15 protein-coding genes and 2 tRNA genes are annotated in these 13,728 nt (G+C 70.0%); 12 read left to right on the forward strand and 5 right to left on the reverse strand.

The genetic code is table 11. The features are described 5' to 3' along the window. Nucleotides 1-34 precede the first annotated feature (34 nt). Entirely contained in the window at nt 35-1,483 is a 1,449-nt protein-coding gene (locus H9I49_RS00565; protein ID WP_188028342.1) for an aromatic amino acid ammonia-lyase, read from the forward strand. A gap of 69 nt (nt 1,484-1,552) precedes the next feature. Here the strand turns inward: H9I49_RS00565 and H9I49_RS00570 are convergent, their stop codons facing one another. Together H9I49_RS00570 and dcd are read right to left on the reverse strand one after the other, a co-directional pair. Next, nucleotides 1,553-2,251, reverse strand: coding sequence for an alpha/beta hydrolase (locus H9I49_RS00570; protein WP_188028343.1), 699 nt, complete (start codon nt 2,249-2,251; stop codon nt 1,553-1,555). A 38-nt stretch (nt 2,252-2,289) separates the two neighbouring features. Further along, complete coding sequence (gene dcd, locus H9I49_RS00575; protein WP_188028344.1) at nt 2,290-2,868, reverse strand: dCTP deaminase; 579 nt, start codon at nt 2,866-2,868, stop codon at nt 2,290-2,292. Nucleotides 2,869-2,948: 80 nt separating this feature from the next. Between dcd and H9I49_RS00580 the strand changes: the two genes are divergently transcribed. Further along, the gene (locus tag H9I49_RS00580) at nt 2,949-4,469 is read left to right on the forward strand and encodes an ATP-binding protein (protein WP_188028345.1); all 1,521 of its coding nucleotides are present in this window, start codon (nt 2,949-2,951) and stop codon (nt 4,467-4,469) included. A gap of 44 nt (nt 4,470-4,513) precedes the next feature. On the opposite strand, the gene H9I49_RS00585 is transcribed toward H9I49_RS00580, so the two are convergent. Further along, nucleotides 4,514-5,380 carry an SMP-30/gluconolactonase/LRE family protein gene (locus H9I49_RS00585; RefSeq protein ID WP_188028346.1) on the reverse strand — a complete coding sequence of 289 codons (867 nt, stop codon included), beginning with the start codon at nt 5,378-5,380 and terminating at the stop codon, nt 4,514-4,516. Continuing rightward, nucleotides 5,380-5,841, reverse strand: a complete 462-nt coding sequence (locus H9I49_RS00590) for a hypothetical protein (protein ID WP_188028347.1) — start codon at nt 5,839-5,841, stop codon at nt 5,380-5,382. Before H9I49_RS00590 ends, H9I49_RS00585 begins: the two co-directional genes overlap by 1 nt. A gap of 81 nt (nt 5,842-5,922) precedes the next feature. Here H9I49_RS00590 and H9I49_RS00595 point away from each other — a divergent pair. Beyond that, a tRNA-Gly gene (locus H9I49_RS00595) sits at nt 5,923-5,993 on the forward strand. A gap of 115 nt (nt 5,994-6,108) precedes the next feature. Here the strand turns inward: H9I49_RS00595 and H9I49_RS00600 are convergent. Beyond that, the gene (locus H9I49_RS00600; protein WP_188028348.1) at nt 6,109-7,539 is read right to left on the reverse strand and encodes an alkaline phosphatase PhoX; all 1,431 of its coding nucleotides are present in this window, start codon (nt 7,537-7,539) and stop codon (nt 6,109-6,111) included. 341 nt (nt 7,540-7,880) lie between these two features. Here H9I49_RS00600 and H9I49_RS23565 point away from each other — a divergent pair, with 341 nt between their 5' ends. From H9I49_RS23565 to H9I49_RS00640, 9 genes are all read left to right on the forward strand, one after another. Beyond that, nucleotides 7,881-8,006, forward strand: coding sequence for a hypothetical protein (locus tag H9I49_RS23565; RefSeq protein ID WP_255523570.1), 126 nt, complete (start codon nt 7,881-7,883; stop codon nt 8,004-8,006). 338 nt (nt 8,007-8,344) lie between these two features. Next, on the forward strand, nt 8,345-8,833 hold the full coding sequence (locus H9I49_RS00605; RefSeq protein WP_188028349.1) for an SRPBCC family protein: 489 nt from the start codon (nt 8,345-8,347) through the stop codon (nt 8,831-8,833). A gap of 563 nt (nt 8,834-9,396) precedes the next feature. Continuing rightward, nucleotides 9,397-10,482, forward strand: coding sequence for a sigma-70 family RNA polymerase sigma factor (locus H9I49_RS00610; RefSeq protein ID WP_370587373.1), 1,086 nt, complete (start codon nt 9,397-9,399; stop codon nt 10,480-10,482). Further along, nucleotides 10,475-11,362: an STAS domain-containing protein gene (locus tag H9I49_RS00615; protein ID WP_188028350.1), complete on the forward strand. Its 888-nt coding sequence runs from the start codon at nt 10,475-10,477 to the stop codon at nt 11,360-11,362. The genes H9I49_RS00610 and H9I49_RS00615 overlap by 8 nt, the downstream gene beginning before the upstream one ends. A 26-nt stretch (nt 11,363-11,388) precedes the next feature. Beyond that, nucleotides 11,389-11,757, forward strand: a complete 369-nt coding sequence (locus tag H9I49_RS00620; protein ID WP_188028351.1) for an STAS domain-containing protein — start codon at nt 11,389-11,391, stop codon at nt 11,755-11,757. 6 nt (nt 11,758-11,763) lie between these two features. Next, complete coding sequence (locus H9I49_RS00625) at nt 11,764-12,069, forward strand: phosphatase RsbU N-terminal domain-containing protein (RefSeq protein WP_188028352.1); 306 nt, start codon at nt 11,764-11,766, stop codon at nt 12,067-12,069. 215 nt (nt 12,070-12,284) lie between these two features. Then, a complete protein-coding gene (locus H9I49_RS00630; protein ID WP_255523571.1) occupies nt 12,285-12,836 on the forward strand; it encodes an ABC transporter substrate-binding protein in 552 nt (183 codons plus the stop codon). A 264-nt stretch (nt 12,837-13,100) separates the two neighbouring features. Next, nucleotides 13,101-13,361: a hypothetical protein gene (locus H9I49_RS00635; protein ID WP_188028353.1), complete on the forward strand. Its 261-nt coding sequence runs from the start codon at nt 13,101-13,103 to the stop codon at nt 13,359-13,361. A gap of 75 nt (nt 13,362-13,436) precedes the next feature. Continuing rightward, nucleotides 13,437-13,510 (forward strand) — tRNA-Gly (locus tag H9I49_RS00640). Nucleotides 13,511-13,728 lie beyond the last annotated feature (218 nt).

Below are 13,728 nucleotides of genomic sequence, written 5' to 3' on the forward strand. Positions count from 1 at the left end.
CGACAAATCTCAACCCGTGATCCGAGGACGGCGCATGACCATCACCCTGACGGGGCAGCATCTGACGATCGGAGCCGTCGAGTCGCTGGGCCGGCAGGCAGACTTCGCCGTCGACCCGGAGGCAGCCTCGGCGGTGGAGCGGGCGGCTGACGCAGCAGCAGCGGCGGCCAGACAGCGTCCGGTCTACGGCCGGACGTCAGGGGTCGGCGCCAACCGCGACCAGACGAGCACCTCGTCCCAGCCGGGGCGCGCCCTGCTGCGCAGCCACGGCGCCGGGTGGGGCCAGCCGTTCCCGCCGGCGACGGTGCGCAGCGCACTCGGCATCCGGGTCAACCAGCTGCTGGCTGGGACGTCAGGCGCGAGCGGCGCCCTCCTTCGCGCGCTGGTCGACGCGACGAGAGCCGACGACGGGCACCTTCCCGTCGTCCACCGAAGGGGCGCGATCGGCACCGGCGACCTCACTGCACTGGCCGAGGTCGGACTCACTCTCCTCGGCGAGCGCCCCCGCGCCGATGGCACGTTGCAGACCCCCGTGTCCTTGGACGACGCCGACGCGCTCCCCCTCATGTCGAGCAGCGCCTTCACCCTCGCCGAGGCCGCGCTCGGTTGCCTCGAGCTCGGACGGCTCGCCGACGTCGCGATGTCCGTCTGTGCGCTCTCCTTCGTCGCGCTGCGCGGCAACTCCGAAGCGTTCGGGCCGGCGGTCGCCAGGGTCACGCCGTTCCCGGGCGCGGTAACCGCGGCCGCCACCGTCACCGGGCTCGTGCAGGCCAGTGCGGTCGAGCCCGCCCAGCTCCAGGACTTCTTCGGCCTGCGCACCTTCCCGCAGGTGCACGGCCCGTTGCTCGACCAGATCGAAGAGCTCCGCCGCGTCGTCGAGGCACTCGTCAACAGCGGGAGCGAGAATCCGGCTGTCCTGCATCAGGATCCGCCGTCCGTCGCGCACCACGGCGGCTTCCACCAGGCGTACCTCGCACTCGCCGTCGACACCGCCCTGCTCGCCCTCGTCGGCTCGGCGCACACGGGCGCCTCTCGCATCGCCCACCTGTTGACCGACCCGGCGAGCGGTCTCCCGCGGTTCCTCGCCGGACCAGAGGCCGGTTCGTCGGGCCTGCTGATCCTCGAGTACGACGCCGCGTCGGCCATGGCTCTGCTCCGGGAAGCCGCGTCGGCGCCGCGTTCGATCCAATGGGTGTCGGTCTCGGCCGGTGTCGAGGACGGGGCGAGCCATGCCTCAGCGTCCACGGCGCGCCTCGCCGAGGCCGCAGACACGTATCGGCAGCTCATCGCCCTCGAGCTCGTCACCGCGGTCCGCGCCCTGGGCATCAGCGGCCGACGTGTCGAGGGCGAGCTGTCCGATCTGCTGGCCCGGTGCACGGACCTCGCAGGAGAACCCGACGACCACGACCTCGCACCCACCGTGGCGGCTGCCGTCGGCATCGTCGAGCAGTGCGCTGGAGAGGCACCACTGCGGTTCAGCTGAGGGCACAGCGAGGGTGGCCGACCAGTTCCCTTTGAGGGCAACCCGGTCGGCGGCATACGTCGTCGGGGGTCAGATCTCGATCGTGACGCCGCCGCCGTGCACGACCTGCGCCACGACGGCCCCGATCGGACCGGGCCGCGGCTCACCCGAGCCGCCGAGCTCGCTGGCGAACGTGGCTTGGACGAGGTCGGTCACGAGAGCCGTCCACAGCCGGGCGCGCACGAGCATCGCATGGTCACTGCGCGCGACGCGGACGAGTGAGGCGTCGAGCCCGTCGGCCTGCATCTGCTCCACGGCCCGCCGGGACCGCCCGAGCGAGCAGATGACGTCGCGGTCCCCGTGGATGAGAACCGTGCGCCGGCCGGGCCCTGGTCGCCGGTCGCGTGGCTCGACCCACGGCGCCAGGCCGATGACGAGTCGGACGTCGGGCTCGCCGCCCGTGAACATCGCGACCCGTCCACCCATCGAGTGCCCCACGAGTGCGATCGGCACGCCCGGGTATGCCGTGCGCACCTGTGCCAGCGCCCACCGGGCGTCCTCCACGGGCATGGCCTCGGCATTCCAGCCCCGGACGCGGAACCGCAGGCGTGCCACGGCGATCGGGCCGGGCACCCTCGCCAGGGCACGAGCGAAGGGGACGAGACGGGCGACGTTGTGCGACCACACGCGGTTTGGCTCGTGCCCGTCGACGGCGCCGCCGTGCATGACGAGGGCGACGACCGTCGCGTCCGCGGGCCGCGCGTCCCAGAAGAGCGAGGCGAGCGGCATCTCGGAGGGCCTGCCTCCGGTGGGACCTTCCGAGGCCCTCACACCTGGGTGCGGTGGAAGTTCTTGAACGACCGGCTCGCCGTCGGCCCACGCTGGCCCTGGTAGTGCGAGCCGTATCCCGCTGAGCCATAAGGGCTCTCGGCGGGCGAGCTGAGCCGGAAGAAGCAGAGCTGGCCGATCTTCATGCCCGGGTAGAGCATGATCGGCAGGGTGGCGACATTGGACAGCTCGAGCGTCACGTGACCGGAGAAACCGGGGTCGACGAAGCCGGCCGTCGCATGGGTGAGCAGGCCGAGGCGACCGAGGGAGCTCTTGCCCTCGACGCGCGCGGCGAGATCGTCGGGGAGGGTCACCGTCTCGAGTGTCGACCCGAGGACGAACTCACCGGGGTGCAGGACGAAGACCTCCTCCTCGGGGCCGACCTCGACGAGCCGCGTCAGGTCGGGCTGCTCGGCCGCAGGGTCGATGTAGGGGTACTTGTGGTTGTCGAAGAGCCGGAAGAACTTGTCCAGCCGGACGTCGACGCTCGACGGCTGGACCATCTGCGGGTCCCACGGGTCGAGCACGACCCGCTCGGCAGCGATCTCGGCCCGGATGTCCTTGTCGGAGAGCAGCACGGGTCGAGGCTATAACGCCCGTGCGGTTTCGCCCGGTCACTCCTGCCCTGCGGACGCTCTCGGCCACCTATCGTCACTTCATGAACCCCTCTGCGAACGGCTCACCACGCCCCGACGACGACCTGCTGGTCGACTTCCAGAAGGTCGTCCGTCGTCTCCTGGAGGACCTGCCCGGCCAGGACGGCACGGGTCCGCGGCTCGTCGACGTGCTCACCGAGCACCTCGGCACCGAGCCGCACCTGCTCGCCGTGGTCGGCCTGCCGGTGCCGCCGCACCGCCTCGTCGACGCCGACATCGCGCTGGCGGAGGTGTCGGCGGCCGACCCCGACGCCCGCGTCATCGGCATCGCGGGCGACGCGCGTCACCACATGACTCTCGGCGACCTCGTGCACATGCGCCATGGCCACGGCGTGCCGGTCGGCCAGGTGGACTACGACCGGATGGCCACCGGACCGGGCAAGGAGGACCGGCGGCAGGTCGTGACGTCCGGTGTCCGGTTGTTCCGTTTCGGCGGGGTGCCCGTCGCCGTGCGGCAGCAGGGCGTGAACCCGCAGTTCGGGCGCGAGGCGGGCACGATCGAGGTCGTCACGGCGGACCGTGACGTCTCGGACGCGCTCCTCGCGCGGGTCCAGGAGTTGATGGACGAGCGCAGCGTCATCAGGGGCCAGGTCGTGACGTTCGCCGGCAACCCGTACGGCCCCGGCATGGCGGGCCTGACGTTCCTCGAGCGGCCCGACGTCGACGCCGCCGCCGTCGTGCTGCCCCATGGCGTGCTCGACCGCGTCGCGCACCACGTCATCGGGATGGGCGAGCAGCGCGAGGCGCTCCGCAACCACGGGCAGCACCTCAAGCGAGGGGTGCTGCTCTACGGCCCGCCCGGCACGGGCAAGACCCACACGGTGCGCTACCTGCTGTCGGCCTCACCGGGCACGACGGCCGTGCTGCTCAGCGGCGGGTCGCTGCGGTACATCCACGACGCCGCCAAGGTCGCCCGAGCGCACCAGCCGGCGATCGTCGTGCTCGAGGACTGCGACCTCGTCGCCGAGGACCGGTCGTTCGGGATGGGGGCCTCGCCGCTGCTCTTCGAGGTGCTCGACGCGCTCGACGGCCTCGATGCGGACGCCGATGTCGCGTTCGTCCTGACGACGAACCGCGTCGCCGACCTCGAGATCGCCCTGTCGCAGCGTCCCGGCCGGGTCGACCTCGCCGCCGAGATCCCGCTGCCCGGCGCCGACGGCCGGCGTGAGCTGCTCCGGCTCTACGGTGGGCACCTCTTCGGCGCCGAGGCCATCTCGGCCGCGGCCGCGCGGGCCGAGGGCACGACGGCGTCGTTCGCGAAGGAGCTCGTGCGCCGGGCCGTGCTCGCCGCCGCCCTCGCCGACGAGCCGCCCTCGGACGACCACCTCGGCGTCGCGCTCGACGAGCTGCTCTCGGACACGCACCGGCTGACGCGCAGCCTCCTCGGGGTGGGCTCGGGCGATGACCCGCTCGGCGCCCTCGGCGCACCCATGGGTATGCCGCCGCGCGGTATGTCGCGGCCCGGCCGGTCCGTCGGGTGGTTCGGCTACTCACCCGACGGAGGGATCACCTCGTCCGGCTGACGGGCCACACGGCATACGGCATACGGCATACGGCAGCGGTGGGCTCAGCCCGCGAACGCGCGCACGGGCAGCCCCGGCACCCCGACGCGCACTCGGAAGACCGCGCCGGCCTGGGGCTCCGGGTCATCGAGGTTCTCGCGCGACGTCGTCACGTAGAGGTCACGCAGGTCGTCGCCGCCGAACGTGCACGCCGTCGTGAGCCGGACAGGGAGCTCGACCTCGGCCAGCAGCGCAGCGGCCGGCGAGAAGCAGCGGATGCGGCCCGCGCCGTTGAGCGCGACCCAGGCGTTGCCGGCGCTGTCGACCGTGAGGCCGTCGGGGTGGCCGGCGTCGTGGGTCACGAAGGGGCGGCGGTTCGTCAGCTCGCCGTCGAGCACGTCGAAGACGTCGGTGCGCCCGGTCGGGGTGTCGTCGTAGTAGGCGAGCCGGTGGTCCGGCGACAGCTCGATGCCGTTGGAGATCGTCGCGTCGGGCACGACGACGGTGACGTGGCCGTGCGCGTCGACGCGGTAGAGCCGGGCGGTGCCGGGCACCCGGTCGTAGCCCATCGTCCCGCACCACAGGCGGCCCTCCGCGTCGACGCCGCCGTCGTTCATCCGGACGGCAGGGTCGTCCCAGAGGTCGATCCACGGCTTCGGTATGCCGTCCGGCTCGCCCGCGAGGGCCAGCCCGCGCTCGGTCGCGACGACCCACCCGCCGCCCGCACGGGGGCGCAGGAACGCGGCGACGTCGCCGACGTGCATCCGCTCGACCGCGCCGTCGGCGCGCAGCGTCAGCACGTCACCCGCGAGCAGGTCGACCCAGCGCAGACCGCCCCACGTCGGCGACCACACCGGCCCCTCGCCGTGGTAGCAGAGGGCGTCGGTGACCTGTTCGGGTCGCCCCTCGACCAGCCCGCGACCGCCCGCCATCACTCCCACCAGACCCCGACGTAGTGGTGCCCGTCGGGGATGGCCGGAGCATCGACGAGCCACTCGACCGCGGGGGCCGGGCCGCCGCTGGCCTCGGTGTCGGCGCCGATCGTGAGGGCGTCGACCTCCTCGGGCTGCAGCGTCGTGATGACGGCGACCCCGCTCGCGTAGGGCCACTCGTCGTCGGGGAACTCATCGAACTCGAGCACGTCGAGCTCGACCCTCAGGTCGTGGACGTCCGGGTGGTCGCGAAGCGAGACGAGCACCGCGCGCACCGTCTCGAGCGGCACGTCGTCGGGTCGGTTCGGCGCGATGCACCACTCGCAGTCGTTGCCGTCGAAGAACTGCTCGAGGGTCACGGCGACCTGTGCGCTCCCTCCCCCGCGTTCCCGGACGTGGTCGACGAAGGCGGTCTGCTTGGCGAGATCCATGACGTTTTCGGCCCCTGGGGTCGCGGTCATTGCGTGGTCGCGACGTCGGCTACACTGACGCCGCGTGCCGCCTCGCACGCCCCTTTTGCGGGGCACCTGCCGGCGGCCCGTGCGAGCGTAGCTCAATGGTAGAGCGCCAGCTTCCCAAGCTGGATACGCGGGTTCGATTCCCGTCGCTCGCTCCGACACGAAGCCGCAGGTCAGGACCATTGTCCTGACCTGCGGCCTCGTTCCGCTCCAAGCGAGAAGGGCGCGGTCGCCCTCTCCGGCCGAAACCAGCCGTCGGCCGGATCCGTTTCAGACCCGCTCGTTGCTGGGCCGGGCCCAGGGACCCGTGATGGCGAAGACGTGGCCGGGCGACTGGATGCCGGCAAAGAGGATCGTGCCGTCGGCACTGAACGCCGGGCCCGCGAACTCGCTGGTGTTGAGGTCGTTGCGTGCCAGCGGGTAGGACTTGCCCTGGTCGGTCACCCCGACGAGGTGCTGGATGCCGTTTCCGTCCTCGGCGAGGATGATGCCGCCGTACGGGGAGAGCGTCATGTTGTCGGGTCCGTCGTAGCTGTCCGAGTCCACGGCTGGGTCAGGGTTCACGGCGAAGATCGTCTTCAGGGTGACGGTCTCGGTCTGGGGGTCGTAGAACCAGACCTGGCCGTCGTGGTCGTTGGCGCTGCTGCCGTCGCTGACGCGGGCAAAGCTGGCGACGAAGTAGGCACCGCCGTCGCCCCACCAGGCTCCTTCGAGCTTGCGGCTGCGGGTGATCTCGTGGTCGGCGAACTGCTTGCGCACCGAGGTGACTCGGGCGTCCCGGTCAGGCACCGGCTTCCACACGACGGTGTAGCGGGTGCCGGGATACGTTGCCAGCGACAGGTCGGGGATGTGCGTACTGCCGCGGTAGCAGCTCATCGCCTCGAGCTGTCCGGCCGTGGCACCCCCCTCCGAGAGGGCGAGCTCGCGCAATGCGTCCTTTGCACCCGCGAAGCCGGTAGGTGGGGTCCACCGGTAGTAGAGGCCACTCGGGACGGCGGCGTCCTCGGTCTCGTAGATGACGTGCGTCGCGGGGTCGACCGATACGGCCTCGTGCGCGAATCGGCCCAGGAACGTCAACGGAACCGGGCTCTTGCCGATGTTGGCCTCCTGGCTGGTCGGGTCGACCTCGAACACGTACCCGTGGTCCTTGAGGAACCTGCCGCCCTTGCGCTGCTCGCTCTCCTCGCAGGTCAGCCAGGTGTCCCACGGAGTCTCCCCGCCGGCGCAGTTGGTGTGGGTGCCGGCGACGCTCGCATACTCGAGAAGGCGGTTGCCCTCGGCGTCCACCTCGATGTTCGACGTGCCACCCCGCGCACCCTGGTCGTAGGTGAGGCCGGCCAGGGTCGGGACGCCGAACTTCTCGCTGCCCGTGCTGAGACCCGAGATCTCGTGGTTGTTGACGATCGTCGAGCCCGTGCCTCGAGCGAACACGCCCGTACCGTCAGGGTCGCTGGCGGTGGGGACTCCGTCGGCCGTCGGCGTCACACCGCTCTGCGACACGATGCGGTACGAGAAACCCGCCGGCAGGGACAGCAAGCCCAACGGGTCGGGGACGACGGGCCCGTAGCCTTCCGACGAGCGCGGTGCCGCGAGGGCGCTGCCCGATCCGGCGAGCACCTCGATGCTGCCGCTGATCGCAATGCCCAGTCCGGTCGCCGCAGCCGCTTCCAGGAAGCCGCGACGGTTGAGTGAAGATGTCATGAGGCGCCTTTCATGTCGATTGCCCAACCCACTCGACGCCGGATCGGTTCCGGAGGTCACCCGACGTGAGACGGCGACACTGAGCCGTTCCCCTGAAACCGCACAGCGCTGCGGAGACTCACGCGGCGCGTCACCATCGAGCGTAGAACTCGGGTATCGGTTGGAGGGGGTTTCGGGCCTTTTTGGTGGAACTCATCCCTGAGGAGGCCCCTGTCACGAATTGAGCGCTCTGCGCTGAGTCGCGATGCGACACGAACCGGGTACGTAGGCGTCTGCCCAGGTAGGACACATCCGCGGGGGCGGGTGCATCAGAACCCACGAAGACCACGAAAGATCTCGCCATGATCGCTCTGACCCTCAGCGCCCCCCTCGTCGGCTTCGCGCTGCTGCTGTCCATGCAGTGGTTCGAGGAACGCCTCATGACGTCAGGTTCGGGTGCGAACCGGCAGGACCACCATCACCGCTAGCAGGCCACACCGCGGCGAAGGGCCCATCCCGGCCGACCGCTCAGCTGGTGCGCGATATACCTGCGCGGCCGGAGCATTGCTGGGTACGGTGCCATCGGCCTCTCGGTCGCGGGGACCTCGTGGAGGGGTCTTCCCTGGCCGGGACGCCGCGACAATCCCCTGCGAGCGGACACCAGCGGGGAGCGAGGACGGCGTCCGCGGCGCCGTCGGCTGACTCCCACCACCGTCGGCCCACTCCCGGCCACCGTCGGCCAAATGGGTATGGGTCTGCCGACCTGTCGACCGCATTCTTCTTCTCGCGACCTGAGCGAGTGTGCGGCGCAACCAGGAGGCTTCTCATGAGCAGTGTGCACAAGAGCGTGGACGTCGACGTCCCCATCAGCACCGCCTACAACCAATGGACCCAGTTCGAGTCCTTCCCCGAGTTCATGGACGGCGTCGAATCCGTTACCCAGCAGGGCGACACCCACACGCACTGGGTCGTCAAGGTCGGCGGGGTGACGCGGGAGTTCGACGCGGAGATCACCGAGCAGACGCCGGACGAGGTGATCGCCTGGGCGAGCACCGGCGGTGACACGGGTGGCCACCGAGGCCGCGTGGTCTTCGAACCGCTGACCCCGAACTCCACGCGGGTCGACATCGAGCTCGGCTGGGACCCGGAGGGCGTGGTCGAGAACGTCGGGGCTGGGCTGAACATCGACCAGCGTCAGGTTGACAAGTCCGCCGACGAGTTCAAGAGGTTCATCGAGGACCGCGGCACAGAGACGGGCGCCTGGCGCGGAGACGTCGGCGACGTCGGCGACGGCGAGCCCGGGCAACCAGTCTGAGGCTCGACGTCTGTCAGGTTTCGGTCGGCTGCCCGGCCCGCGCACCGATCCCCTGAACGTTGATGCTTTCAGCCGATGGCCGGGCGCCGGGCGCCACTCGGCGCCCGGCCATCGACCTGCCGGCCGTGGTGCACCACCGGGCGACGTTGAACGGCGCGGACATCGTCGGCGTGGGCAGGAAACCACGGATGCGTTGGAGACGTGGGCACGTCCCCGTCACCCTGACCGATGCACTGGGGCCCAGCGACGGGACGCACGCTGCGACCTGAGAGCTGGAGCTCCCGTCGCGCAAGGACGGAGTGCGCTGGGCCGGGGGGCGGGTCGAAGGCATGGAGAGGACAGCAACCGATGGTCGTGGCTTCGGACTCGGGGCCCCGTCCAACCACGTCTCGAGCTGCTCGAGAAGGAGCATCAGCAGCAGCCCGAGCACCGGTGTTGCGAGAGCCAGTATGGACATGTCCGATCCTTCCGACGACGACCACATAGCGGGTCCTTCACCACTGACGACGTCGTGGGATCGCGAACATGACGTGGCTTCATGCGGCACTGGGTACGTTGACGCCGTGAGCGCAACCGAGCGCGGCGAGAAGGGCACCGGTCACGCGTCCGCGGACGTCGCCGACCTGATCCCGATGGTCCGCCGAATCGTTGGCGCCCGGGTCGGCTCGCACCCCGCCGCCGACGATCTCGTGCAAGAGACCCTGACCCGGGTGCTGGCCGCGTCCGACACGATCGAGCCCGGAATGCTCGAGCCGTACGCCATCGTCACCGCACGCAACGTCGTGGCCACGATGTGGCGCGACGAGGACCGGAAACGTCGCAACCGGCACCGCGCCATCGACCTGAGCGAGCCGGAGACTCCTGAGGCCCAGCTGGTCCTCGACGAGGAGCAGTCGGCGATGGCGCGCGCTCTGGGCCGCCTCGACGAACGCGAACGCCGCACCCTGTTGGAGCACGAGGTCTCAGGTACGGACACGAAGACGCTGGCCGAGAGCGCCGGGAGCACCGCCGGAGCCATCGCGGCCCAGCTGAACCGGACGCGTGCACGGCTGCGCGTCGAGTACCTGCTGGCCCTGCAGCACGTCGAGCCGCCGACTGACCGATGCCGCCCGGTGCTCATCGCCCTGAGCAGCGGAGACCATCGGCGCCAGCGTGAGGTCCGCGCCGCGCAACACCTGCTCGAGTGCAAGGACTGCGCGAGCCTGAGCCAGCCACTCCTCGAACGCGGGCAGCAGCGCGAGGGCTCCCTACGCATAACCATCGCGGCAGACCCCGACATCGTCGCCGCCCGAAGCGCCGCCCGTGAGGTCGCGTCCCGACTGAAGTTCGGTCCCACCGAGCTGACCGTCATTGCCACGGCCGTCTCGGAGGTGTGCCGAAACATCGTGCGCTTCGCCGGCTCCGGCGAGGTCGTCATCGAGCTTCTCGAGTCGCCGCGACGCGGGCTCCAGGTCGTTGCGCGCGATGCGGGGCCGGGGATCCCGAGTGTCGAGAAGGCCATGTCCGACGGCTACAGCACCTATGGCGGGCTCGGGCTGGGACTCCCCGGCGTGCGCCGCCTCATGGACGAGTTCGCGCTCGTGAGCGAATCCGGCCACGGCACCACAGTGACCATGACCAAATGGGAGAGGAACACCGACGATGAGTGACCAGCAGCAGGAACCGGAGAGGACTGCGGCCGGAGAGGGCGAACACCTGCTCTCGCAGCTCGTGGCGCACCTGCGCGAGCACCGCACCCGACTGCGCGAGGAGTGGGCCCAACGCATTCAACAGGCCCATCTGTTGAATGCGATGACACCCCAGGAGATGTCCGCCGAGACCACCTCGGTCTACGACAACTACGTCGAGGTGCTGGAGACAGGAAGCGTCGAGGCCCTCCAGCACTACGCGCGAGACCTCTCCGAGCGGATCATCCCTCGTGGGGTCGAGACGCACGAGGTCGTCGGCATCGTCCTTCTCCTGCGCGACGTGCTGGCGAGGTCGTTGTTCGAGAAGTACCAGCGCGACTTCGGCCTGCTCAACGAGGTGCTCGACGCGTACGAGCCCGCCGCCAACCGCATCGCCAACACAGTCGCAGTGAGCTTCGTCGACGAGCGCGAGCGCGTGATTCGGCAGCAGCAGGACGCGATCCGCGAGCTCTCGACGCCCGTCCTCCCCGTCCGCGAGCGGCTCCTCATCCTGCCGATCATCGGCGTTCTCGACAGTGAGCGGGCTCGCCAGCTCACCGAGCAACTGCTCTCGGGCATCCGCAAGCACCGTGCCAGGGTCGTCGTGATAGACATCACCGGCTCCCCCGACGTCGACCAGACGGTGGCGAACCACCTCGTCCAGACCGTCGACGCGTCACGCCTCATGGGCGCGAGCGTCATCATCACGGGACTGTCACCAAAGATCGCCCAGACGCTGGTCACCATCGGTGTCGACCTCAGCAAGATGAACACGATCGGTGACCTGCAGGGTGGTCTCGAAGAGGCCGAGCGACTGCTCGGCTACACCGTGACCCGGAAGGAGGGCGGCACCAGCTCGTGAACGGCGGACCGGCTCTGGTGTCCATCATGCGGCAGGGATCGAACCTGATCGCATCGGTGCACACTGCCCTTGACGACTCAGAGCTGGTGCGCTTCGAACGTGATCTGGTGGACCAGATCGGTGAGTTCCGGTCACGCGGCGTCATCATCGACGTGGCCGCCCTGGACGTCATCGACTCGTTCGCCGCCCTGACGCTGCGGCGGATCGCGGAGATGGCCAGGCTCCGCGGCGCCGTGACCGTACTCGTCGGCATCCAGCCCGAGGTGGCCTTCACCATGGTGCGACTCGGCATCGGGACGGGCGACGTGCCCACGGCCCTCGACCTCGAGGAGGGCCTCGAGATGCTCGCGCGCACGGCCCCACACCCAGCGAGCGGCGCCGACGGAAGACGGTGAGGGGACATGACGGATACGCGGGATACGTCCACCCTCGAGGCATTCACGCAGGACTACCGCACCATCATGCTCCGCTTCCTCCCTCGTCGAGACGAGGCCGCGAGATCCGCAGGCTACGAACAGGGCCGCGACGCGTTCGCCGCCGGCGTGAGCCTGCTGGACGTGTGCCGTATCCACCACGAGCTCGTGGTGGAGGTCCTGCACGACACGCAGCCGGAGGACCACCTGGCTGTCATCGAGACGGTCTCGGAGCTGCTCCTCGAGGTCCTCGCTGCATACGACATGACCCACCGCGGAGTGCTGGATCCCTGATCCCGCTACCGGACGCCTTGGCGTGGTCGCCATGACGCGGGAGGCCACGAGCCGGGGTGCGTGCTTCTGCGGATCCCATGCTCCGGGGCGAACGCCTCGGAGGGCGACGAACCCTGCTGGTCGCCGTGACCCGCGTCATCCCATGCCTCTTGCGGACTCTTCAGTGGTGACCCCCGGCCCACGAGGCCGGCACCCAGATGAAGGAGTGACACCCCATGAAGCTATCGACTCGGTTGTGCGCCACCGGCGCCGCCCTGACCACGACCGTCGCCCTGGGTCTCGTCCCCGCTTCGGCCGCCTCGGCCGCTCCGTCAGCCGCTCCGTCGGCAGCTGCTGCCGCGAGCGCCCCGCGGACGACGGCATCCTCGACGATCAACCAGGTCATCGCTGGTATCGGCACCTTCACGGGCTCGTTCACGCCGACCGGTTTCAGCAACCAGAACGGCCAGCTGGCGGTCACCGGGCTCCTCACCGGCACCCTCACCACCTTGACCGGGGCCGTCATCCCCGTCAGCCAGACCATCACCACGACGGTGCAGAGCGCCACGACGGCGGGCTCCTGCAAGATCCTGAACCTGGTCCTCGGGCCGCTGCACCTCGACCTACTGGGGCTGGTCGTCGACCTCAACCAGGTCGTGCTGAACATCACGGCGCAGCCGGGTCCCGGAAACCTGCTGGGCAACCTGCTGTGTGCGATCGCCGGCCTGCTCGACGGCAACGGCGTCAACGGACTGGCCAACCTCCTGAACCGTCTCCTGGGCCTCTGACCCACCCTGCAACCACCAACGACCCCGCTGCGGCTTTCCGGTCTGCTGTCCCCGGGAAGCACGGATGGCGCCGATCCCACCTCGGGACCGGCGCTGTCCGTGCGTCTGTGCCACGCAGAGCGTGCCAACACCCGAATCCGGGTACGTACTCACCGTCACATCGCACTCGGGGCGACCTTGCGAAGGAGCGACATGCGTCCCCTCACGCAGTCCGATTCGGTCGGCACACGAGTGCTTTACGTGGGACGGGCTGATGCCTCGAACGTGGAGGATGACGCCCTGGTCGCCGCAGGCCGCGTGCTCCAGGAGAATCACCCGGGCATCGTCGCGAGCAACGACGAGGACCGCGGCGTCTGCGTGCACTTCCTTGGACTGGAGCACGAACCGATCGCCACGCAGTGCTTCCTCGCGGACGACTCCGGGAACTACCCCGGCCTGGTCGTCGTGAGCCTGGACGACTGGATGGCCGCACGATCGGTCGGGTGGTGGGCCGCCCTGCCCCTCGACGTCCCCGACGCGGGCTGATCGCTCGACATCGACGGCGCGCCGGCGCACGGGTTTGGACGTCGAGACCGGGCGTTGCTACGGTTGGGCGCGCCCGCAGGCGTAGTTCAGTAGCAGAACAGCCTTCTTCCAGAAGGAAGACGTACGTGCAATTCGTGCCGCCTGCTCCACAAGGGAAGGGCCCGGTCTCCCGACCGGGCCCTTCGCCATTCCCACGACTCCTCCAAGCCTGGGCGCGCCACCGACGAAGACCGGAGGCGCGCGTGGGCGTGCGGGACCGGTGTGGCGCAACCGTGACCCCGTGCCCTTGCGATCGTTACCCGTGAGTAGCATCATGGAAGTGACCCACCAGTAACTTGGTGCGCCGCTGACCGCGCGGCGGCAGACG

This window comes from Terrabacter sp. MAHUQ-38 (assembly GCF_014518425.1).
Taxonomy (GTDB): Bacteria; Actinomycetota; Actinomycetes; order Actinomycetales; family Dermatophilaceae; genus Terrabacter.